Source organism: Streptomyces sp. NPDC014623, assembly GCF_043088245.1.
Classification (GTDB): Bacteria; Actinomycetota; Actinomycetes; order Streptomycetales; family Streptomycetaceae; genus Streptomyces.
In genome coordinates this window covers 159,289-179,651 of the sequence record NZ_JBIBZU010000003.1, presented here as the reverse complement: position 1 = coordinate 179,651, position 20,363 = coordinate 159,289, and the positions used below count along the sequence as shown (strand labels likewise).

19 protein-coding genes and 1 riboswitch are annotated in these 20,363 nt (G+C 69.5%); of the genes, 4 read left to right on the top strand and 15 right to left on the bottom strand.

The annotated features are described in order from the left end of the window. Nucleotides 1-5: 5 nt before the first annotated feature. A complete protein-coding gene (locus tag ACF1FZ_RS07165; RefSeq protein WP_391772361.1) occupies nucleotides 6-1,148 on the bottom strand; it encodes a glycosyltransferase family 4 protein in 1,143 nt (380 codons plus the stop codon). A 77-nt stretch (nucleotides 1,149-1,225) separates the two neighbouring features. Between ACF1FZ_RS07165 and ACF1FZ_RS07160 the strand changes: the two genes are divergently transcribed. Further along, nucleotides 1,226-2,482 (top strand): glycosyltransferase 87 family protein, encoded by a 1,257-nt coding sequence (locus tag ACF1FZ_RS07160; RefSeq protein ID WP_391772360.1) that lies wholly within the window; start codon nucleotides 1,226-1,228, stop codon nucleotides 2,480-2,482. Here ACF1FZ_RS07160 and ACF1FZ_RS07155 read toward each other — a convergent pair. The 4 genes from ACF1FZ_RS07155 to ACF1FZ_RS07140 form a co-directional block, all read right to left on the bottom strand. After that, on the bottom strand, nucleotides 2,439-3,689 hold the full coding sequence (locus ACF1FZ_RS07155; protein WP_391772359.1) for a hypothetical protein: 1,251 nt from the start codon (nucleotides 3,687-3,689) through the stop codon (nucleotides 2,439-2,441). The genes ACF1FZ_RS07160 and ACF1FZ_RS07155 overlap by 44 nt on opposite strands. Nucleotides 3,690-3,828: 139 nt before the next feature. Next, the gene (locus tag ACF1FZ_RS07150; RefSeq protein WP_391772358.1) at nucleotides 3,829-4,854 is read right to left on the bottom strand and encodes an NlpC/P60 family protein; all 1,026 of its coding nucleotides are present in this window, start codon (nucleotides 4,852-4,854) and stop codon (nucleotides 3,829-3,831) included. Nucleotides 4,855-5,150: 296 nt separating this feature from the next. Further along, nucleotides 5,151-6,512: an NYN domain-containing protein gene (locus ACF1FZ_RS07145; protein WP_391772608.1), complete on the bottom strand. Its 1,362-nt coding sequence runs from the start codon at nucleotides 6,510-6,512 to the stop codon at nucleotides 5,151-5,153. 37 nt (nucleotides 6,513-6,549) lie between these two features. Then, nucleotides 6,550-6,792 (bottom strand): hypothetical protein, encoded by a 243-nt coding sequence (locus ACF1FZ_RS07140; RefSeq protein WP_014156692.1) that lies wholly within the window; start codon nucleotides 6,790-6,792, stop codon nucleotides 6,550-6,552. A 163-nt stretch (nucleotides 6,793-6,955) separates the two neighbouring features. Between ACF1FZ_RS07140 and ACF1FZ_RS07135 the strand changes: the two genes are divergently transcribed. Then, the gene (locus ACF1FZ_RS07135; RefSeq protein ID WP_391772357.1) at nucleotides 6,956-7,702 is read left to right on the top strand and encodes a rhomboid family intramembrane serine protease; all 747 of its coding nucleotides are present in this window, start codon (nucleotides 6,956-6,958) and stop codon (nucleotides 7,700-7,702) included. After that, complete coding sequence (locus ACF1FZ_RS07130) at nucleotides 7,699-7,980, top strand: Lrp/AsnC ligand binding domain-containing protein (protein WP_325745094.1); 282 nt, start codon at nucleotides 7,699-7,701, stop codon at nucleotides 7,978-7,980. The genes ACF1FZ_RS07135 and ACF1FZ_RS07130 overlap by 4 nt, the downstream gene beginning before the upstream one ends. Before the next feature lie 67 nt (nucleotides 7,981-8,047). On the opposite strand, the gene ACF1FZ_RS07125 is transcribed toward ACF1FZ_RS07130, so the two are convergent. The 6 genes from ACF1FZ_RS07125 to ACF1FZ_RS07100 all read right to left on the bottom strand — a co-directional run bounded on the left by ACF1FZ_RS07125 (nucleotide 8,048) and on the right by ACF1FZ_RS07100 (nucleotide 15,147). Continuing rightward, entirely contained in the window at nucleotides 8,048-9,427 is a 1,380-nt protein-coding gene (locus tag ACF1FZ_RS07125) for an aminotransferase class V-fold PLP-dependent enzyme (RefSeq protein ID WP_391772356.1), read from the bottom strand. Between the two features lie 173 nt (nucleotides 9,428-9,600). Continuing rightward, nucleotides 9,601-9,718: riboswitch (SAM riboswitch) on the bottom strand. A gap of 84 nt (nucleotides 9,719-9,802) precedes the next feature. Then, the gene (gene trpD, locus ACF1FZ_RS07120; protein ID WP_391772355.1) at nucleotides 9,803-10,867 is read right to left on the bottom strand and encodes an anthranilate phosphoribosyltransferase; all 1,065 of its coding nucleotides are present in this window, start codon (nucleotides 10,865-10,867) and stop codon (nucleotides 9,803-9,805) included. A 123-nt stretch (nucleotides 10,868-10,990) separates the two neighbouring features. Further along, nucleotides 10,991-12,616, bottom strand: a complete 1,626-nt coding sequence (locus tag ACF1FZ_RS07115) for a cytochrome bc complex cytochrome b subunit (protein WP_391772354.1) — start codon at nucleotides 12,614-12,616, stop codon at nucleotides 10,991-10,993. Next, entirely contained in the window at nucleotides 12,613-13,665 is a 1,053-nt protein-coding gene (locus ACF1FZ_RS07110; RefSeq protein ID WP_391772353.1) for a Rieske 2Fe-2S domain-containing protein, read from the bottom strand. Before ACF1FZ_RS07110 ends, ACF1FZ_RS07115 begins: the two co-directional genes overlap by 4 nt. Continuing rightward, the gene (locus ACF1FZ_RS07105; RefSeq protein ID WP_391772352.1) at nucleotides 13,662-14,471 is read right to left on the bottom strand and encodes a c-type cytochrome; all 810 of its coding nucleotides are present in this window, start codon (nucleotides 14,469-14,471) and stop codon (nucleotides 13,662-13,664) included. Before ACF1FZ_RS07105 ends, ACF1FZ_RS07110 begins: the two co-directional genes overlap by 4 nt. A gap of 55 nt (nucleotides 14,472-14,526) precedes the next feature. Next, nucleotides 14,527-15,147 (bottom strand): heme-copper oxidase subunit III, encoded by a 621-nt coding sequence (locus ACF1FZ_RS07100; RefSeq protein WP_014045480.1) that lies wholly within the window; start codon nucleotides 15,145-15,147, stop codon nucleotides 14,527-14,529. A gap of 187 nt (nucleotides 15,148-15,334) precedes the next feature. Here ACF1FZ_RS07100 and ACF1FZ_RS07095 point away from each other — a divergent pair, with 187 nt between their 5' ends. Beyond that, nucleotides 15,335-15,736, top strand: a complete 402-nt coding sequence (locus ACF1FZ_RS07095; RefSeq protein ID WP_391772351.1) for a hypothetical protein — start codon at nucleotides 15,335-15,337, stop codon at nucleotides 15,734-15,736. A gap of 61 nt (nucleotides 15,737-15,797) precedes the next feature. Here the strand turns inward: ACF1FZ_RS07095 and ACF1FZ_RS07090 are convergent, their stop codons facing one another. From ACF1FZ_RS07090 to coxB, 4 genes are all read right to left on the bottom strand, one after another. Continuing rightward, nucleotides 15,798-17,054, bottom strand: coding sequence for an Ig-like domain-containing protein (locus ACF1FZ_RS07090; RefSeq protein WP_391772350.1), 1,257 nt, complete (start codon nucleotides 17,052-17,054; stop codon nucleotides 15,798-15,800). Between the two features lie 125 nt (nucleotides 17,055-17,179). Then, nucleotides 17,180-17,578, bottom strand: a complete 399-nt coding sequence (locus ACF1FZ_RS07085; protein ID WP_391772349.1) for a cytochrome c oxidase subunit 4 — start codon at nucleotides 17,576-17,578, stop codon at nucleotides 17,180-17,182. Continuing rightward, nucleotides 17,575-19,311, bottom strand: coding sequence for a cytochrome c oxidase subunit I (ctaD, locus tag ACF1FZ_RS07080; RefSeq protein WP_391772348.1), 1,737 nt, complete (start codon nucleotides 19,309-19,311; stop codon nucleotides 17,575-17,577). Before ctaD ends, ACF1FZ_RS07085 begins: the two co-directional genes overlap by 4 nt. Further along, nucleotides 19,308-20,276 (bottom strand): cytochrome c oxidase subunit II, encoded by a 969-nt coding sequence (gene coxB / locus ACF1FZ_RS07075; RefSeq protein ID WP_391772347.1) that lies wholly within the window; start codon nucleotides 20,274-20,276, stop codon nucleotides 19,308-19,310. The genes ctaD and coxB overlap by 4 nt, the downstream gene beginning before the upstream one ends. Nucleotides 20,277-20,363: the final 87 nt, after the last annotated feature.

Below are 20,363 nucleotides of genomic sequence, written 5' to 3'. Positions count from 1 at the left end.
GTTGTTCAGAGCAGTTTCTTCAGCTCTCCGGCGAGCAGGTCCCAGCGCCACTTCTCCTCGACCCACGCCCTGCCCCGCTCCCCCATGCGCCGACGCAGCCCGGAGTCGCCGAGCAGGGTGACGATCCGGTCGGCGGACTCCTCGGCGGAGCCGCCCCTCACCACCCATCCGGTCTCGCCGTCGAGCACGGCGTCCGGGGCGCCCCCCGAGTCGCCCGCCACCACCGGCAGCCCGGTCGCGGACGCCTCCAGGTAGACGATGCCGAGGCCTTCGACGTCGAGGCCGCCGCGCCGGGTGCGGCAGGGCATGGCGAACACGTCGCCGGCGCCGTAGTGGGCGGGCAGCTCCTCCCAGGGCACGGGGCCGGTGAAGCGCACGGAGTCCTCCACGCCGGTCTCGGCCGCCAGCTTCTTCAGCTGCCCGGCATAGGGGCCGCCGCCGACCACGAGCAGGACGGCGTCCGGCACCCGCGCCAGGATCGCGGGCATGGCCAGGACAAGGGTGTCCTGGCCCTTGCGCGGCACGAGCCGGGACACACACACGACGACGGGCCGGTCCGCGAGCCCGAGCCGGGCCCTGACCCGGTCGCCGCCGGACGCCGGGTGGAAGGTCTTCTCGTCGACCCCGGGCGGCAGTTGCACCATCCGGTCCGCGGCCTCCGGGGTGAGCGCGGCGGCGATCCTGGACCGGGTGTACTCGCCGAGGTAGGTGAGGGTGTCGGTGCCCTCACCGATGCGGCGCAGCAACTGCCGGGAGACGGGCAGCTGCGCCCAGCCCGCCTCGTGGCCGTGCGTGGTCGCCACGATCCGGCGTGCTCCGGCGCTGCGCAGCGCCGGGGCCATCAGCCCCAGGGGGGCGGCCGCGCCGAACCACACGGAGGAGCAGCCGTGTTCGTTCAGCAGCCGGACCGCCCGGCGGGTGACCCGGGGGGTGGGCAGCAGCATCGTCGTACGGTCGCGTACGACGGTGAACGGCTGCTCGGCGTCGAAGGCGGCGGTGGCCTCGGCGCCTTCCGCGCCCCGCTTCCAGGTGGAGGCGTAGACGACGAGCCGCTCGGGGTCCATGCGCAGCGCCATGTTGTGCAGGAAGGCCTGGATGCCGCCGGGGCGGGGCGGGAAGTCGTTCGTCACGATCAGCGTCTTGTCCATCGCCGCCGACAGTACCGGGCGGCCCGACGGCCCTGCCTGACGGCTCCCGCACGGCCGGGGCCTGCATCATGGCGTGCATGACGGTCAGGACAGGTACGAGCGGCCGGGGCCCGTGCCTCGCCGTGTGGGGCCTCACCCGGGCGGTGCTGCTGCTCTGCGTCTTCAAGGTGTTCACGGTGCCGGGGCCGGACGTCACCAGCGACGTCTCGGTGATCTACCGGGGCTGGTACGAGGTCCTCCGCGCCGGCTCCTACCCGCTGGACGACGTCACCTGGCAGTATCCGCCCGCCGCCGCGCTCGCCGTGCTCTCCCCGGATCTGCTGCCCTTCCTTGAGTACGCCTCCGCCTTCTTCGTCCTCGTGCTGTTGTGCGACGCACTGGTCCTCGGGTTGCTCCTGTACGCGGGCAGCCGTCCGGGCATGCGTGACGCGGGCACGTGGCTGTGGGTGGTGGGTGTACCGCTGCTCGGACCGACCGTGTACGCCCGGTACGACCTGATGGTGACGGCCGTCGCCGTGGCGGCGCTCCTGGCGGGCGTCCGCCACCCCCGGGTGCTGGGTGCGCTGGCCGCCTTCGGCACGCTACTGAAGGTCTGGCCGGTGCTGCTGCTGGTGGGTACCGCCCGGGGCCGGGCCACGCTCCGGGCCTGGTCGGCGGCGGCGGTGACGGCCGTGGTCCTGGCCCTGGCGGCCGGGGTGGTGCTGCCCGGCGCGTTCGCCTTCCTGACGTTCCAGCGGGACCGGGGACTGGAGATCGAGTCGTTGGGGGCGCTGGTCTTCCATGTGGCCAGGCAGTTCGGCTGGGAGGGCCGGGTGGAGCTCCGCTACGGCTCGATGGAGTTCGCCGGCCCTCACGTGGCGCTGGTGAGCACGCTGGCCCTGGCACTGAGCGTGCTCGCCTTCGGCTGGCTGCTGGTGTGGCGGCTGCGGGCCCGCGTGTCCGCGGTGCACACCCCGGCGGACGCGGCGTTCACCGCGGTGCTGCTGTTCACGGTGACCAGCCGTGTCATCAGCCCGCAGTACATGGTGTGGCCGCTCGGTCTCGCCGCGGTGTGCCTGGTCTTCCGCGGCAGCCGGATGGTGCTGCCGGCGTGCCTGGTCCTGGTGGCCACCGCTGTCACCCTGCTGGAGTTCCCGCTCGGCTTCGCGCACGTGGTGGCGAGCGACGCGGAGGGCGTGGCGCTCATGACCGTACGCAACGGCCTGCTCGTCGCCGCGACGCTCGGGGCCGGGCGGCGGCTGTGGCGGGACACCGTGCCGGGGGCGCGGCAAGGACGTCCGGCGGAGCGGCTCAGCCGAGCCGGGCGCGCAGATACTCCCGCCAGCGCGCCGTGAAGTCCTGGGGGGTGGTGCCGAGCACCGTGTGCATGGCCTGCTCCACGGCGCCGTCCCGCTCGAAACGGCTCCCCACGGCCTTGTAGAAGGCGATCAGCTCCTCCTCGCCCCACTCCCGCGCGATCAGCTCGCAGGCCAGCCAGCCGCCCTCGTAGGCCCGGGAGAGCTTCGCCGGGTCCTCTCCGAAGCCGAAGTCCTCGTCGGCCGGCAGCTGCGCGGGCAGCTCGCCGCCCCGGACCGCCTCGGCGAGCTCGGGTGCGAGCTCGGGTGCCGTGCGGCTCTCCCGGCGGTAGGCGGCCAGGTCCGCGAAACCCTCGGAGAGCCAGACGGGAGTGGCCGCGGAGGTGTGCGCCCGGGTCGCCACGTGGGTGGTCTCGTGGGTGAGGACGACCCGCTGCCCGAAGCCGCCGAGCATCCCGTAGGCCTGAGGGTTGACGATCACCCGGTCCGCCGGCGCCCGGCCGCTGCCACCGACCTCGCCGGTGGTGACGGCCGCTATGCCCCGGTAGCTCGCGGCGGGCGAGCCCAGGAGCTCCGCCATGTCCTCCACGGACCCGGGGACGAGCACCACCACCCGCTCCGCCCAGGCCTCCGGCCAGGCTCCCGTGACGGCCGGGACCGCCCGGTCCGCGGTGGCCGCGATCCGGCGCAGTTCCGCCGTCCGGCGCCCGACCCCGAGGACCAGGCTGTGCGTGCCCCGTACGACCTCGACGTCGCCCTGCTGCCAGAGCTGGCCCGGAGTGCCGTCGGCGGCCCGGTCGGCGGCGACGTACCAGGTCCGGGCCTCGCCGCGGCGGACCAGCTCCACCGTGCGGGAGGAGGACATGGGGGCCTTGTCGTACCCCTTGATCCGGTAGCGCAGTTCGACCTCGGCGGTCACCCGGTCCGTCCCCCGGCCGGTCACGTCCTTCACCTCGTACGCCCATGACTCCAGCGGTACGTCGGCGAGGTTGTGCAGCTCGGTGCGCTGAGCGGCCCGGAAGGAGGCGGCCCGGGGGTCGAGCGCGGCCAGGTACGCGTCGGTGTCGTGCTCCATGACGGCCGCCGCGCGGCGGTCCAGGGTGGCGCCGACCTCCTGGGCGGTGGTGCCCGCGGTGTCCTCGGGGGCGGAGCACGCGGGCGCGAGCAGCAGAGCGGCGAGCACGGCACCCGCCGTGCGCCGCCCGCGGGTGCGCACCCGCCGCGTGTCCCGTGCCCGAACAGCCATCACGCCGATCGTACGGTCAGGCGCGACCGGCCGGGGAGGGCGGGAGGGCGGGACCGGGGACAGCGGCGCCCCGCCGGAGACCTGTGGTCTCCGGCGGGGCGAGGTGCGGCCGGGGTGCTGCGATTCGCCCGTCCGGGCGTCAGACGCGCACGCCGAACTGGAACGAGCCCAGGTACTCCATGGCCTCGTAGCGGACGACCTGGCCCGGGTACGGCGCGTGCAGGACCTGGTTGTTGCCCGCGTACAGACCCACGTGCGACGTGTTGCTGAAGAAGACCAGGTCACCGGGCTTGAGCGCGCCGCGACCGATCCGTACGCCGTCGTTGACCTGTGTGTACGTGGTGCGGGTGATCTGGACGCCGGCCTGGGCGTAGGCCCACTGGGTCAGACCCGAGCAGTCGAACGAGTTGGGTCCGGAGCCGCCGGAGACGTACGGCTTGCCCAGCTGCGTGGCGGCGGCCTGGAGGGCGGCGGCTCCACGGGCGGACGCGGGGACCTCGTTGCCGAGTTCGACCCGGTCGCCGGCGGCGCGGCTGGCGCGCTGCTCGTCCTCGGCCATCTTGGCCCGCTCGGCGGCGGTGAGGGTGTTCAGGAGCTTCTGCGCGTCGGCGAGCTTGCCCTGGTACTTCTTCTTGTTCTCGTTCAGCGTCTTGCGGACGTCGGCGAGGTCGTCGAGCTTGCCCTGCGCCTCCTTGCGCTGCTGCGCGAGGGTGCGCTGCTTCGCCTGGATCTTCTGCAGCGACTCGGCCTGCTTGGCCGTCAGCTGGTCGAGCGCGGAAGCCTGTTCGAGGAAGCTGTCCGGGTCCGAGGAGAGCAGCAGCTGGACCGACGGGTCGAGACCACCGGAGCGGTACTGCGCGGTGGCGAGCGAACCCAGCTCACCGCGCAGGGTGTTGAGCTCGTCCTGTCCCCGGGCGACCTTGTCCTGGAGGGCGTCGGCCTGCTTCTTGAGCTTGTCCTGCTGCTCCTTGGCTCCGTTGGCCTTCTCCGTGGCGACCTCGGCCTCGTGGTAGAGCTTGTCGACCTTCTCCTTGACCTCGCTCTTGGTCGGCTTGGGGTCGGCCTGGGCGGCCTGAGAGGTCAGGGCCACGGCGGCAGCGGCGGTCGCGGTGAGCACGGTCACGCGGGTGCGGCTCGGCTGCTTGGGACGACGGTGGGACGCCACGAAGGCGAGCTCCTTCTTCCTCCAGCCGCCTACCGGGTTGTGGGGGACACGAATGAATCCCCGGCTCCGTGTACGTCACGGACTCGGCGGTTCCTTCGCCGTCACCCCGGGTGGGCAATCAACCGTGCGAAGGTTCGAGGCCTGACCTTAGTGACCATCTTGTGATCAGTTCAAATCCTCACGGGCAAAATCTCGTCACACCAGGAACTTCTTTACTTTCATCGAACTGCGTGTAGCGGTGACTTGACGGTACGTTCCATGAATTCCGGCAAGCCGCACATGTCTCACAAGACGCCTCAGACGCGCGAAAGGCGCTTCAGGAGCAAGGCGGACGCGACCGGCCGGGCTCCCGCCTTCGCGACGCCGTCGGCGACTTCGCGGTCGGTGGAGACCACGACGACGGGTCTGCCCGGCGGTTCGGCGCGCGCCAGTTGCCTGATCAGCTCGTCCGCGGTCACCCCGGCCTTGCTGAACAGGACACGGACGCCACGCGGTGGCGCGAGCAGGACCGGGGCGGCCAGCTCGGCCCCGTCGAAGACACAGGTCATCTCCGCGCCCGTCTGCGCCGCGAGGACCGAGAGACCGCCCAGGAGGCGCAACCGCTGCTTCTCCAGGGGCATCTGCGGATAGCCGGTCTTCGTGACGTTGTAACCGTCGACGATCAGATGGGCCTGCGGCAGCGCGAGCAACTGGTCGAGCAGCGCCGGGTCGGTCTCCGAAAGGGCCCTGGCCGCGATGTCCTTCGGCGACATCCTGCCGGGCTCCACCGCTTCGACGCCGTCCGCGGGGCGGAGTGACGAAGGGGGCAGGGCCAGTTCGCGGCGGAGCCCCTGTGCGGCGTCGAGCACGGTGTCCAGGAGCAGCCGCAGCCGCATGTCCTCGACCGAGCGCCCCTCCCTGGCCGCCCGGCGGCCCGCCTCGGCGGACGCCTCCGCCTCGGCCAGCCGCGCTTTGAGCCGGCGGGACTCGCTCTCGGCGGCGGAGACCTGGGCCGCGGCTTCGGCCCGCACCGCGTCGGTCTCGGCGCCGGCCTTGCGCAGGGCCGCCTCCCCCCGCTTCACCTCGCTGAGGGCGCTGCGCAGCTTGCGGTGCAGGGAGTCGGCCTCCTTGCGGGCGGCCTCCAGCTCCGAGCGCAGCCGGTCGGTGTCGGCCCTGGTCCGGCCGCGGGCGCGGTCGAGTTCCTCGCGCAGCCGTTCCAGCTCGCGCCTGGCCTCCTCGTCCGCCCGCTCGGCGTGCGCCCGCTGGACCTCCTCACCTGCCGCCGCCACCAGCTTGACCCAGCCGGCCGGCCGCAGCACATAGGCGGCGGCGGCCACATCGACGGGGTCGGCGGCGGCGGGCGGCGCACCGGAGGTGAGCGCTTCGGCCAGCTCCGGCTGGGTCTGCCCGATCCGCTCACCGATACGCCGGCGGAACGCCGGGTCGCCCTCCAGAGCCGCGGCCATCGCGTTACCCGCGAACCTGGCCCGCCTGGTCGGGGTGAAACGGGCGTACTGCCGCAGCTGGGCGGGGAGTTCGCCGACGGTCAGGCCACCGAACGCGTCCGAGACCAGCGCGATCACCTTGCGGCGCACGTCCTCGGGCAGCGGACGGTCGAGCGACTCCGCGGTGCCGTCGGCCGCGTCGGCCGGTTCGGCGCCGCCTGTCGGCTGCTCCACCATCCATCACCCCAAAATGTCTGTCCGAACGGCTCCGTCAGGAGTCGGCACCAGGCCTGTCGACCAGCTCGATCTGGTCCACGGCGTTGCACCAACGGCAGCGCACCGACTCGATGGTCTCACTGACCACCTCGCGCTCCTCGACACTCGACTCCCCGGCCAGGTCGAGGTGCACGTACTCCACGACCTTCGAGGAACGCGTCACGTCGAAACGGGTGAGGTTGCCGCAGAGCGTGCAGCGCCAGCGCGTCCCGTCCGTCGGCTGGGGAACCGTCGTCATCGTTGCATCCTCTTTCGTCGAGTCTCGTGCGTGCCCAGGTCTTCGATCTCGCGGTGCGCCGTCGAACTGCGGATGTCCTGCGGTAACCCTACGGCCTCACGCGCGACCGCCGTCACGGCGAGGCGATCCGTCCCGCTCCCGCCGGGTGCGTCATGCTCTGTACGTGACCGATTGGCGGGAAGCCGGCTGGCGGCAGCGGGCCAGGGAGCTCGGGGCGGCAGCGGCGGGCGGGGCCCCGGTCACGCACGGGCTGATCGCGCTGTGCTGCGCGGTGTTCCTGCTCAGCCCGCTCTCCGGGTTCGTCCCCGCCCACGGCGGTGCCGACGCCCTCCTGGCGGCCCAGGCCGGGTACTTCGAGCGGTGGGGAGTGATCCCGGGTGAACTCCTGGACGGCTCCGCGCACGCGGTCCTGACCCCGCTGACCGCGCTCTTCGTCCACGGAAGCTGGCTGCACCTGCTGGGCAACATGCTCTTCCTGTACGTCTTCGGCGCGATGACCGAGGAGCGCATGGGCCGCACCGAATTCGTCTTCTTCTACCTCGTGTGCGGCTACTTCGCCCTGGTGGCCTACGCGGTGGTGCACGCGGACTCGCACCAGACACTGGTCGGCGCGTCGGGAGCGATCTCCGCGGTGCTCGGCGCGTTCCTCCGCCTCTTCCCCCGGGCCCGGGTCACCAGTCTCTTCCCGTTCCTCTTCTTCCTGCCGCTGCGTTTCCCCGCCTGGATCGTGCTCGTGTTCTGGTTCGTCCTGCAGTGGCTGGCGGCGCGGAGCGCGGGCAGCGGCCCGGGTGTGGCGTACCTCGCGCACGTGGCGGGTTTCGTGGCCGGGTTCTGCTACGCCTGGGCGCGGTTCCGGGGTACTACAGTGAAGTCTCCAGCCACGGCCACTGAGGGAGAAAACCAGCCGTGATCACCGCGATCGTGCTCATCAAGACCAGCGTGGACCGGATTCCCGAGATCGCGGAGGCCATCGCCTCGCTGGACAGCGTCAGCGAGGTCTTCTCGGTCACCGGTACGTACGACCTGATCGCCATGGTCCGGGTGGCCAGGCACGACGATCTGGCCGATGTCATCCCGGGCCGGATCAGCAAGATCCAGGGCGTCGAGGCCACCGACACCCACGTGGCCTTCCGCACGTACTCGCAGCACGACCTCGAGGCGGCCTTCGCCATCGGGCTCGACGCCTGAGAAGACGTGCGGCCGGGGACGGGGCGAGGCGCCTCCCGTCCCCGGCCGCAGCCGTGCCCGGGACCGCTCAGACCTGTGCGGCCGCGCCCCGGTCGGGCACGCAGCGGCCCTCCTCGGTCCGGTAGGTCCAGCGGGCGCCCTCGCTCACCAGTTCGCGGACGGCTCCGAGGAAGCGCTCGATGTGCTCGTCCGGAGTGCCGGCACCGAAGCTCACCCGGATGGCGTTGAGGGACTTCTCCCCCGGCGCGGCCTCCGGCGCACCGCACTCGCCCGGCTCCTGCGGCTCACCGCCCAGCAGGGTCCGCACCAGCGGGTGGGCGCAGAACAGCCCGTCGCGCACCCCGATGCCGTACTCGGCGGAGAGCGCCGCGGCGAAGTGCGAGCTGTTCCATCCCTCGACCACGAAGGAGATGACGCCGACCCTCGGGGCGTCGTCTCCGAACAGTGAGAGCACCCTCACCTCGGGGACCTCGGCGAGGCCCTCGCGGACCCGGGTCACCAGCCGCTGCTCCCGCGCGGCGAGCCGGTCGAATCCGGCCTCGGTCAGGGCCCTGCAGGCGGCGGCGATGGAGTGGACGCCGATGACGTTGGGCGATCCGGCCTCGTGCCGGGCCGCGGTGGTGTGCCACTCGACGTCCACACCGCCGTCGGCACGCCGGGCCACCTTCCGGGAGGCGCCGCCGCCCGCGAGGTACGGCTCCGCGTCCACCAGCCAGTCGGAACGGCCCGCGAGGACACCCGAGCCGAAGGGGGCGTACAGCTTGTGCCCGGAGAAGGCGACCCAGTCGACGCCCAGTTCGGCGATGTCCACGGGGTGATGAGGCGCCAGCTGCGCGGCGTCGAGCACGATCCGCGCCCCGTGCGCGTGGGCGGCGGCGGCCAGTTCCTTCACCGGCCACAGCTCACCCGTGACGTTGGACGCGCCCGTCACACAGACCAGGGCGGGTCCATGGGGCTCGCGCTCCGCCAGCGCCCGCTCCAGCGTGGCGACGGCTTGGTCCGGGGTGCGGGGCGCGTCGAGGCAGGTCACCCGGGCGTCACGCCAGGGCAGCAGCGAGGCGTGGTGCTCGGTCTCGAACACGAACACCTGGCAGCCGTCGGGCAGGGCTGCGGCCAGCAGGTTGAGGGAGTCGGTCGTCGAGCGGGTGAAGACCACCTGGTCGCCGACGCGGCAGCCGAGGAACTCCGCGACGGTCACGCGGCTGTTCTCGAACAGGTCGGTGGAGAGCTGCGAGAGGTACCCGGCACCGCGGTGCACGCTGCCGTAGTACGGGGCGTAGGCGGCCACGTCGTCCCACACCCGCTGGAGAGCCGGGGCACTCGCCGCGTAGTCGAGGGCGGCGTAGGTGACCTCTCCCCCCGTCACGAGCGGAACGGTGACGTCGGCCCCCAGAACCGGCAGCGGGGCACAAATGGACTGGTCGACGGTGACGGTGGAGGCAGACATGGCGAACTCCCGTAAGAGGCAGGCGAGATCCACGCGCCGGCGATACGCAGTAGCGCGGGGAAACGGAGAAGAAGGGTGTGCGGAGGAGGGCGTCGAGCCCTATCGCATTCGCTTGCTCACAAGAGGCTCCCTGGGACCAGGACCCCAAGGGGTGGCATCCGACGATGCCGAGGGGCCCGCGCTTGCCGCAGACCTCGCTGCCTGCGGCCTGGTCTTCACCCGGGGCACCCCGCCACGGACGGAGGGTTGCCGGACAGCGGGCCGGGGCCGTAGTCGCTGTCACTCATGACCTGCGCAGCATCTTGCCACACCCGCACAGACACGCAAGGGCGCAGTCCGCGATACGGACTGCGCCCTGGCTCACCTCGTGCGCCCTCAGGCGTTGCTGGCCGTCACCCAGCGCTCCAGCGTGTGCTTGGCCGCCCCCGAGTCGATCGACTCCGCGGCCCGCGCGATCCCGCCCGAGAGCTGCTCGCTCAGCGTGCCCTCCCCCGGGTCCAGCGCGACCAGCGCGGCAGCCGAGTTGAGGAGCACCGCGTCGCGTACGGGTCCGGTCTCCCCGTCGAGCAGCCGACGGGCCACATCCGCGTTGTACGAGGAGTCCGCGCCGCGCAGCGCCTCGACGGGGACCAGGTCCAGGCCGACGTCGCGCGGGTCGAAGGCCTCCTCACGGACGATGCCGTCCCGGACGGTCCAGACGCGGGAGGTGGCCGTGGTGGTCAGCTCGTCGAGGCCGTCGTCGCCCCTGAAGACGAGCGCGGAATTCCCCCGGTCGGCCAGCACGCCCGCGACGATGGGAGCCATCTTCGGGTCGGCGACCCCGATGGCCTGGGAGCGCACCCGGGCCGGGTTGGTGAGCGGGCCGAGGATGTTGAAGGTGGTCTGGGTGCCGAGTTCCTTGCGCGCCCTGGCCGCGTACCGCAGGGCGGGGTGGAACTTCACCGCGAAGCAGAAGGTGATGCCCGCTTCCTCGGCCACGGCCACGACGCGCTGCGGCGTCAGTTCGAGGTTGACCCCGAGCTTCTCCAGCACGTCGGAGGCCCCGCTCGCCGATGAGGAGGCTCGGTTGCCGTGCTTGACGACCTTGGCGCCCGTCCCCGCGACGACGATCGCCGACATGGTGGAGATGTTGACCGTCTTGGCCATGTCACCGCCCGTCCCCACGATGTCGACCGTGCGGCCGGGCACATCGATGGTGTGGGCGTGTTCGTACATGGCGCGGACGAGTCCGGTGACCTCGTCGACGGTCTCGCCCTTGGCCCTCAGGGCGACCGCGAAACCGGCGATCTGCACGTCCGTGGCCTCACCGCGCATGATGCGGTCCATGGCCCACGCGGTGTCGTCCACGCCGAGGTTCTCACCGCGCAGGAGGGGGGTCAGCACGCCGGGCCAGGTGCGGTCCGCCACGCTGTCGCCGCCGTCCGGGGTCACCACGTTCATGGTCCGCTCCTGGGGTCCACAGCCGGTACAAGGATGCCCCCCACCCTATCCAGGCCCGGGGACGGCGAAGAGCCCCGTCCATCGGATGGACGGGGCTCTTGCCGTGGCGGTCAGCTGAGGTGATCAGTGGTGGCCGTGGCCGCTGGTGATCTCCTTGTACTCCTCGGCAGTGGGCTTGGCGATCTGGTTGTTCTCGCCGTAGTAGCTCCGGCTGAGCCTGGCCCGCAGCTTCTGGAGCGCCGACGGCTTGCGCTCGACACCGTTCTCGTCGACCGTCGGACCGATCTCGACCGGCTTGTACTGCTCGTGTGCCGTGAGCGTGTGCAGCTGCTCCTGGCTGAGCGGCTCGTGGATCTCGACGAACTCACCGTGCGGCAGGCGCTTGATGGTGCCGGACTCGCGCCCGTGCAGCACCTTCTCCTTGTCGCGGCGCTGGAGGCCGAGGCAGATCCGCCGGGTGACGACGAAGGCGAGGACCGGGCCGACGAAGAAGGCGATCCGTACGAACCAGCTGATCGCGTTGAGCGACAGGTGGAAGTGGGTCGCCCAGATGTCGTTGCCGCCGCCGATCAGCATGACGAAGTAGATCGTCACCCAGGCGACGCCCAGCCCGGTACGGGTCGGAGCGTTGCGCGGGCGGTCCAGGATGTGGTGCTCGCGCTTGTCGCCGGTGATCCACGACTCGATGAACGGGTACAGGGCGAGCGCCCCGAGGACCAGACCGAACAGCACCAGCGGGATGAGCACGCCCAGGACCAGCGTGTGGCCCCAGAGGTTGATCTCCCAGCCGGGCATCACACGGACGAAGCCTTCCGCGAAGCCCATGTACCAGTCCGGCTGGGCGCCCGTGGACACCTGGTCGGGGCGGTAGGGGCCGAGCGCCCAGATCGGGTTGATCGTGGCGATCGCCGAGAGGATCGCGATGAAACCGAAGACCAGGAAGAAGAAGCCTCCGGCCTTGGCCATGTACACCGGCAGCAGCGGCATGCCGACGACGTTCTTGTTCGTCTTGCCCGGGCCGGCGAACTGCGTGTGCTTGTGGAAGAAGACCAGGATGAGGTGGCCGACCACGAGCCCGAGCATGATGCCCGGCAGCAGCAGGATGTGGATCGAGTAGAACCTCGAGATGATGTCCGTGCCGGGGAACTCCCCGCCGAACAGGAACATCGAGATGTACGTACCGACGATCGGCATCGACAGGATCGCGCCCTGCGTGAAGCGCACACCCGTACCGGAGAGCAGGTCGTCCGGGAGCGAGTAGCCGGTGAACCCGGTGAACATGCCGAGCACGAAGAGCAGGAAGCCGAACAGCCAGTTGATCTCGCGCGGCTTGCGGTACGCACCGGTGAAGAACACCCGGAACATGTGCACGAACATGCCGGCGAGGAAGACGATCGCGGCCCAGTGGTGGATCTGCCGGACCAGCAGGCCACCGCGGACGTCGAAGCTGATGTCCAGCGTCGAGGCGTACGCCGCGGACATCCGGATGCCGTTCATCGGCTCGTACGAGCCGTGGTAGACGACCTCGTTCATGCTCGGGTTGAAGAACAGCGTCAGATACACACCCGTGAGGATGATGATGATGAAGCTGTAGAGGCAGATCTCGCCCAGCATGAAGGACCAGTGGTCCGGGAAGATCTTGCGCATGTTGGCCTTGGCCAGGCCGTAGATGCCCAGCCGGCCGTCCGCCCAGTCGGCCACCCGCTCACCGGCGGGCGCCTTGCGCTGTGTTTCCGTCGCAGTACTCATCCGCGCTCCCAGAAGGCAGGACCGACGGGCTCTTCGAAGTCACCGAGCGCCTCGAGGTTGCCCTCGCTGTTCACACCGATCCGCAGCTGCGGAAGGGCGTGACCGGCCGGACCGAAGATGACGCGGGCGCCGTCGGAGAGGTCGAAGGTGGACTGGTGGCACGGGCAGAGCACGTGGTGCGTCTGCTGCTCGTACAGGCTGATCGGGCAGCCGACGTGGGTGCAGATCTTGGAGAAGGCCACGATTCCCTCGTGGGCCCACTCACGCTCGCGCTTGTCCTTGATGTTCTCCGGCTCGATGCGGATGATCATCAGGGCGGCCTTGGCGATCTGCGTCTGGAAGTCGTGCGCGTCCTCCTCCAGGCCCTCGGGCATGGCGAAGGTCAGCGAACCGACGACGACGTCCTCGGGGCGCAGCGGCTCCATGGTGTTCATGTTGACGAGCTGCTTGCCCTTGGCCCACATGGTCTTGCGGAGCTTCTTCTCCGGCAGCGGACCGAGGTCGCGCAGCAGCACCACACCGGAGAGCGGCACCAGGGCCAGCGCACCGAACATGGTGTTGCGGATCAGCTTCCGCCGCCCGAGCGCGGACTCCTTGGCGCCGGCCGCGAAGTCGGCCATGACCTTGGCCTTGACCTCGGGCGTCGCCTCGATCGCGTGCCGGTCGTCGGCGACCTCCACGTCGGACATCAGGGTGCGCGCCCAGTGGACGGCGCCCGCGCCGATGAGGAAGAGCGCCAGCCCCAGGGTCAGACCCAGGGAGAAGTTGAGCGCGCTCACGTGGCCGAACGGCCAGATGAAGACGATCTTGTCGACCGGGAAGATGACGTACGAGGCGATGAAGCCGACCGTCGCCAGCATGGACAGCGTGAACATGAGGGCGACGGCTCGCTCGGAGCGGTTCGCGGCCCGTTCGTCGATGTCCTGGATGCGCGGCCGGTGGGCCGGCAGCCCCGGGTCGGCGAACGGGTCGCCCGCACCCTCTACCGCGCCGTGCGCGGTGCCCTGCTCTACCGGCAGGTTCTCTTCTGGAATCTGTTGGCTACTCATGACTTCTTGGCCTTAGCGGTGTGGGCCGCGACCCATACGGCGATGGCGATCAGGCCGCCCAGGCCGAAGATCCAGCCGAAGAGACCCTCGCTGACGGGGCCGAGGCCACCGAGCGAGAGTCCGCCGGGGGACTCGGACTCACTGCCGTTGACGGTCTTGATGTACGCGATGATGTCTTTCTTCTGCTGCTCCGGCATGGTGCTGTCCGGGAAGGACGGCATGCTCTGCGGGCCGGTCTGCATGGCCTCGTAGATGTGCTTCGGGCTCACGCCTTCGAGGTCCGGGGCGTACTTCCCGTTCGTGAGGGCGCCGCCCTTACCGGTGAAGTTGTGGCACTGCGCGCAGTTGTTGCGGAACAGGTCACCGCCCTTGGCCACGTCGGCGCCCGAAGGGTCGACCTGGCTCTTGGTGGGAGTGATCGGGCCGGCGCCCAGGGACGCGACGTACGCCGCGAGCTGGTCGATCTCGGCCTGGGTGTAGATGACCTTCTTCTTCGGCACCTGGGCGCCCGGCTGCTGGGCCGGCATGCGTCCGGTACCGACCTGGAAGTCGACGGCGGCGGAGCCGACGCCCACGAGGGACGGCCCGTCGGTGGTGCCCTGACCGCCGGATCCGTGGCAGCTGGCGCAGCCCACGGAGTAGAGCTTCTTGCCCTCGTCGATGGCGAGGGACTGGGCGGTTTCGTCGGCCTGCGCCTTACCCGCAGGCGCAAACGCGGCGTACAGCCCCCCGGTAGCCGCCAGCGCGAGGAGTAGTACGACGACCGCCGCCAGCGGATGGCGTCGTCGTGCGGAGAGCTTTTTCACGGATTACCCCGGTGTCAGGATCTTCTGCGTCGATGGTGGGTGGGTGCGAGCCCGGTTACTTGATCATGTAGATCGTGGCGAACAGACCGATCCAGACGACATCGACGAAGTGCCAGTAGTAGGACACGACGATGGCGGCGGTGGCCTGTTCGTGGGTGAATCTCGAGGCCGCGTATGTCCTGCCCAGTACGAGCAGGAAGGCGATGAGACCGCCTGTCACGTGCAGACCGTGGAAGCCGGTCGTCAGGTAGAACACCGAACCGTACGGGTCGGAGGACAGGGAGAGACCCGCCTCCTTGACCAGCTCGGTGTACTCGAGGACCTGGCCTCCGATGAAGATCGCACCCATCACGAACGTGATGATGAACCAGGTGCGGAGCTTCTTCACATCGCCCCGCTCCGCGGCGAATACGCCGAGCTGGCAGGTGAGAGAGGAAAGCACCAGGATCGTGGTGTTCGTCGCCGAGAACGGGAAGTTCAGATGGTGAGCCATCTCCTTCCAGTGATCGGGTCCCATCACCGATCGCAGGGTGAAGTACATCGCGAAGAGGGCCGCGAAGAACATCAGCTCGGAACTCAACCAGATGATGGTTCCGACGCTGGTGAGGTTCGGCCGATTGACCGACGGGTGCGCGTGCCCGGTTTCTACTGTCGTTGCTGTCGCCACGACCGACATTATGTCGGTCGCTTATCCCGCCCTCACTCCGGGGGGTGCCGTTCGGTGTGTCAGCGGCGTGTGTCCTCACCGAACGGCCCATCGAACCGCTGTCCTTACCGGTGCTGACAGGCGGTCCGCCGGAGTACGATCCGCCCATCGGTTCATGCCCCGAGAGCCCCGAAGACACAGACGTCACGGAGGAACAATGCAGCCGACCGCCACGGTCCTGGTCTACAGCGACGACGCCCGCACCCGTGAGCAGGTGAGGCTGGCCGCCGGGCGCAGGCCTGCGGCGGACGTCCCACCGGTGGAGTTCCTGGAGTGCGCCACCCTGCCCGCCGTCCTGAGCGCCCTGGGCCGGGGGGGCGTCGACGTCTGCGTGCTGGACGGCGAGACGGCCCCGGCGGGCGGCATGGGCGTCTGCCGGCAGATCAAGGACGAGATCTTCGACTGCCCGCCCGTGCTGCTGCTGATCGGACGCCCGCAGGACGCCTGGCTGGCCACGTGGAGCCGTGCGGACGCCGCTGTGACGCATCCGGTCGACCCGGTCGGCTTCGCGGACTCCCTGGCCTCCCTGCTGCGCCACAGGCTGTCCGTGGAGGCCTGAGGCGCAGGGGCCCCGCGCCCCGCGCGGTGTCCCTCCGGGACGCGGCGCGCTCCCGGAGGGATCAGACCTGGGGGCGCAGCCGCGCCGCCTGGACGCCGGTTCCCGTGTCCGGCGTGCCGCCGCCGTGCAGCGCGCTGCCCTTCAGCCAGGCGTCCCAGGCCAGATTCCAGTCACCGAAGCCGTTGTCGAAGGGCGTCATCATCTCGCCGTCGCTCCCGACGACCTTGACGATGTCGCCCTCGCGGACGGTCTCGAAGAACCACTCGGCGTCGGCGGTGCTCATGCCCGTACATCCGTGGCTGACGTTCGCGTTGCCCTGTGAGCCCGTCGACCAGGGCGCCGCGTGGACGTACTCACCGCTCCAGGTGACGCGTGTCGCCCAGTAGACCGGCAGGTCGTAGGACTCCGAGGAGCCGGCGGCGATACCGATGCTCTCCCCGCGCATGCGTACGAACTGCTCCTTGGCGAGCACGACCTTGACGCCGTTGCGGGTTTCGAAGCCAGGCTTGCCCGTGGTGACCGGCAGGGTGTTGATCACCTCACCGTTGCGCAGGACGGTCATGGTGTGCTCCGAGGCGTCGGTGATCGCTTCTATGCGGTCGCCGGTGGTGAGTCTCAGGGGCTTCGCGGCGGCGCCGTAGAGGGCGTCCGTGACCTTTATTCCCTTGAGGTTGCTGCGGACGTCGATGCTGGCGTCGGCGGGCCAGTACTCCTGGGGCCGGTAGTGCAGGGTCTTGGCGTCCACCCAGTGCCAGGAGCCCGTGACGGCGGGGGCTGACCGGACCTGCAGGCCCCGTTCCACGGTGGCCCTGGCCGCCCTGTCGGTGACCGGAGCGCTGAGTTCCGCTGTGAGGGGCTGCCCGACGCCGTAGGTGCCCGCCTGCGGGCCGAAGGTGACCTTCAGGAACTTCTTGGCCGAGGCCGTGCCGAAGGCGTACGTACGGCTGCCCGGAGCCCCGTCACCGTTCTCGGTGGAGACCTTGACGGTGTACCGGGTGCCGGCGGCGAGCGAGGTGGTGGAATGCCACCGTTTGCCGTCGGCGTCGAGCTCACCCGCCAGATGGCGGCCCTGGGTGTCGACGGCCGTCACGTCCGTGATCTTCGCGTCGTCGTCCTTGACGGTGACCTCGAGGGGCTTGTCGGGGTCCGCCTTCTCGTCCCCGGCCGGACCGTTGAAGGAGACCAGGCCGGCGGCGTCGTGCGGCCTCAGCGACAGCGGGTGGCCTTCGGGCTCGCCACAGGCGGTCACACCTGCGACCAGGGTCACGGCCAGCAGGGTGCAGCTCACTGCGGTGCGGATGCGCGGCATGTGATTCATGAACCCACGCTAAGAAGATTCATCCGATCCAGCGCGTCCAGTGACTGCAAACGGGGGCCTGGACCGCTCGTTGCTGAGCGGTCCAGGCCCCCGTAAGGGTGCGACGCGTCCTGTGACGGCGTGTCCTACTGGGTGCGGTTCTCTCCCCGGTAGTACTCGAAGACCCAGCCGAAGAGGCCGATCAGGAGCAGCGGGGCCGAGAAGTAGGCCAGCCACCAGCCGAAGACGACGGCCATGAAGAGGAAGGAACCGCCGATGGCCAGCGAGAGCGGCTGCCAGCTGTGCGGCGAGAAGAAGCCCACCTCACCGGCTTCGTCCGCGACGTCGGCTTCCTTGTTGTCCTGGGCCATCGCGTCGACCCTGTTGGCCGTGAAGGCCAGGTAGAAGCCGATCATGATGGTCAGCCCGAAGGACAGGACCAGCGCGGTGGTGCCGACCGGCTCCTGGGACCACAGGCCGTACGTGATGGCCATCGCCAGCATGAAGACGCTCAGCCAGATGAAGAGCTTGCCCTGGATCTTCACTTGCCGTCCTCCTTGCCGCCCACGAGGACCTTGTCACCCTCGGACAGGTGATCCAGCTGCTCGAGCGCCGTGATCTCCGGGTGGTGCAGGTCGAACGCCGGGGATTCGGAACGGATCCGCGGCAGGCTGAGGAAGTTGTGCCGCGGGGGCGGGCAGGACGTCGCCCATTCGAGCGAACGCCCGTAGCCCCAGGGGTCGTCGACCTCGATCTTCTTGCCGTACTTGGCGGTCTTCCACACGTTGTAGAAGAACGGCAGGACCGACAGACCGAGCACGAACGAGGAGATCGTCGAGATCGTGTTCAGCGCGGTGAAGCCGTCGGCGGCGAGGTAGTCCGCGTAACGACGCGGCATGCCCTCGGCACCGAGCCAGTGCTGCACCAGGAAGGTGCCGTGGAAGCCGACGAACAGCGTCCAGAACGTCATCTTCCCGAGCCGCTCGTCCAGCATCTTGCCGGTGAACTTCGGCCACCAGAAGTGGAAGCCGGCGAACATCGCGAAGACCACGGTGCCGAAGACGACGTAGTGGAAGTGCGCGACGACGAAGTACGAGTCGGAGATGTGGAAGTCCAGCGGCGGCGAGGCCAGGATCACGCCGGTCAGACCACCGAAGGCGAAGGTGATCAGGAAGCCGACCGACCAGAGCATCGGTGTCTCGAAGGACAACGATCCCTTCCACATCGTGCCGATCCAGTTGAAGAACTTCACACCGGTCGGTACCGCGATGAGGAATGTCATGAAGGAGAAGAACGGCAACAGCACGCCGCCGGTCACATACATGTGGTGCGCCCACACCGTCACCGAAAGACCGGCGATGGCGATCGTCGCGGCGACCAGACCGACATAACCGAACATCGGCTTGCGGCTGAACACCGGAATGATCTCGGAAATGATTCCGAAGAACGGCAGAGCGATGATGTACACCTCTGGATGGCCGAAGAACCAGAAGAGGTGTTGCCAGAGCAATGCGCCGCCGTTGGACGCGTCGAAGATATGTGCGCCGAATTTCCGGTCGACCTCCAGCGCGAAGAGCGCGGCGGCCAGGACCGGGAAGGCCAGCAGGACCAGCACACCGGTCAGCAGGACGTTCCAGGTGAAGATCGGCATGCGGAACATCGTCATGCCGGGGGCGCGCATGCAGATGATCGTGGTGATGAAGTTGACCGAACCGAGGATCGTGCCGAAGCCCGAGAAGGCCAGACCCATGATCCACATGTCGGCACCGACACCCGGCGAGCGGACCGCGTCCGACAGCGGGGAGTAGGCGAACCAGCCGAAGTCGGCCGCACCCTGCGGGGTGAGGAAACCGCCCACGGCGATCAGCGAGCCGAAGAGGTACAGCCAGTACGCGAACATGTTCAGCCGCGGGAACGCCACGTCGGGCGCGCCGATCTGCAGCGGCATGATCCAGTTCGCGAACCCGGCGAACAGCGGCGTCGCGAACATCAGCAGCATGATCGTGCCGTGCATCGTGAACGCCTGGTTGAACTGCTCGTTCGACATGATCTGCGTGCCCGGACGGGCCAGCTCGGCGCGCATGAAGAGCGCCAGGAGACCGCCGATGCAGAAGAACGCGAACGAGGTGACCAGGTACATCGTGCCGATCGTCTTGTGGTCAGTGGTGGTCAGCCACTTGACGACGACACTCCCCGGCTGCTTGCGCCGCACCGGCAGCTGGTCCTCGAAGGAGGCATCTGCTGCCGCGGCACCCTGGGGTTCGTTGAGGATGCTCACAGTTTGTTCGTCTCCGCATTCCTGGCCGGGTCCGTCTGCTCGATGCCTGCCGGCACGTAGCCCGTCTGACCCTTCTCCGCCAGCTCCTTGAGGTGCTGCTGGTAACGCTCGGGAGAGACGATCTTGACGTTGAAGAGCATCCGGGCGTGGTCGACGCCGCAGAGTTCGGCGCACTTACCCATGTAGGTGCCCTCCTTCTTCGGCGTGACCTCGAAGGAGTTGGTGTGGCCCGGAATGACGTCCTGCTTCATGAGGAACGGCACCACCCAGAAGGAGTGGATGACGTCACGCGAAGTCAGGACGAAGCGGACCTTCTCGCCCTTCGGCAGCCACAGGGTCGGGCCCGGGTTGCCGTTCTGCGGGTTGCGCGTACCGGGGATGCCCACGTCGTGGACGCCGCCGGCGCCCTGGGGGAAGTCCTTGCGGTACTTGTCGGGGATGGCGGCGAGCTCCTTGGGGACCTCGTTGCCGGTGGAGGGCTGGCCCTCCACCTTCTCGATGTAGTTGAAGCCCCAGCTCCACTGGTAGCCGACCACGTTGATCGTGTGGGCGGGCTTGGGAGTGAGCTCGAGGAGCTTCGATTCATCGCGCGCGGTGAAGTAGAAGAACACCGAGACGATGATGAGGGGGACCACTGTGTACAGCGCCTCGATAGGCATGTTGTACCTGGTCTGCTGGGGTACCTCCACCTTGGTCCTGCTTCGCCGGTGGAAGATGACGCTCCACAGGATCAGCCCCCAGACAAGGACGCCCGTGGCGAGCGCTGCCGCCCACGAGCCCTGCCAGAGGGAGAGGATCCGAGGGGCCTCTTCCGTTACCGGGGTGGGCATACCGAGGCGGGGGAAATCCTCCCAGTTGTATGAACAACCGGAGGCCGTCGCCAGGACCAGGCCCGCAGTCAGCACCTGCGGCAGCTTCCGCCGCATCGGGCGCCGCGACGAGCGGTCGGAGCCGTTGGGACTCACGTAGCGCCTTCCCGAGAGTCTCGCCCGCACGGTCGGCGCGGCCGTCTCGCTTGGTCGGTCGCCGGCCCTGACGCGGGCAGGGGTTTG

What these genes read in the sequence shown, in the direction of transcription:
- ACF1FZ_RS07115 (WP_391772354.1), bottom strand. Translation starts at nt 12,616, where the DNA reads ATGAGTACTGCGACGGAAACACAGCGCAAGGCGCCCGCCGGTGAGCGG.
- ACF1FZ_RS07100 (WP_014045480.1), bottom strand. Translation starts at nt 15,147, where the DNA reads ATGTCGGTCGTGGCGACAGCAACGACAGTAGAAACCGGGCACGCGCAC.
- ACF1FZ_RS07095 (WP_391772351.1), top strand. Translation starts at nt 15,335, where the DNA reads ATGCAGCCGACCGCCACGGTCCTGGTCTACAGCGACGACGCCCGCACC.
- ACF1FZ_RS07165 (WP_391772361.1), bottom strand. Translation starts at nt 1,148, where the DNA reads ATGGACAAGACGCTGATCGTGACGAACGACTTCCCGCCCCGCCCCGGC.
- ACF1FZ_RS07160 (WP_391772360.1), top strand. Translation starts at nt 1,226, where the DNA reads ATGACGGTCAGGACAGGTACGAGCGGCCGGGGCCCGTGCCTCGCCGTG.
- ACF1FZ_RS07155 (WP_391772359.1), bottom strand. Translation starts at nt 3,689, where the DNA reads ATGGCTGTTCGGGCACGGGACACGCGGCGGGTGCGCACCCGCGGGCGG.
- ACF1FZ_RS07110 (WP_391772353.1), bottom strand. Translation starts at nt 13,665, where the DNA reads ATGAGTAGCCAACAGATTCCAGAAGAGAACCTGCCGGTAGAGCAGGGC.
- ACF1FZ_RS07125 (WP_391772356.1), bottom strand. Translation starts at nt 9,427, where the DNA reads ATGTCTGCCTCCACCGTCACCGTCGACCAGTCCATTTGTGCCCCGCTG.
- ACF1FZ_RS07090 (WP_391772350.1), bottom strand. Translation starts at nt 17,054, where the DNA reads ATGAATCACATGCCGCGCATCCGCACCGCAGTGAGCTGCACCCTGCTG.
- ACF1FZ_RS07140 (WP_014156692.1), bottom strand. Translation starts at nt 6,792, where the DNA reads ATGACGACGGTTCCCCAGCCGACGGACGGGACGCGCTGGCGCTGCACG.
- trpD (WP_391772355.1), bottom strand. Translation starts at nt 10,867, where the DNA reads ATGAACGTGGTGACCCCGGACGGCGGCGACAGCGTGGCGGACCGCACC.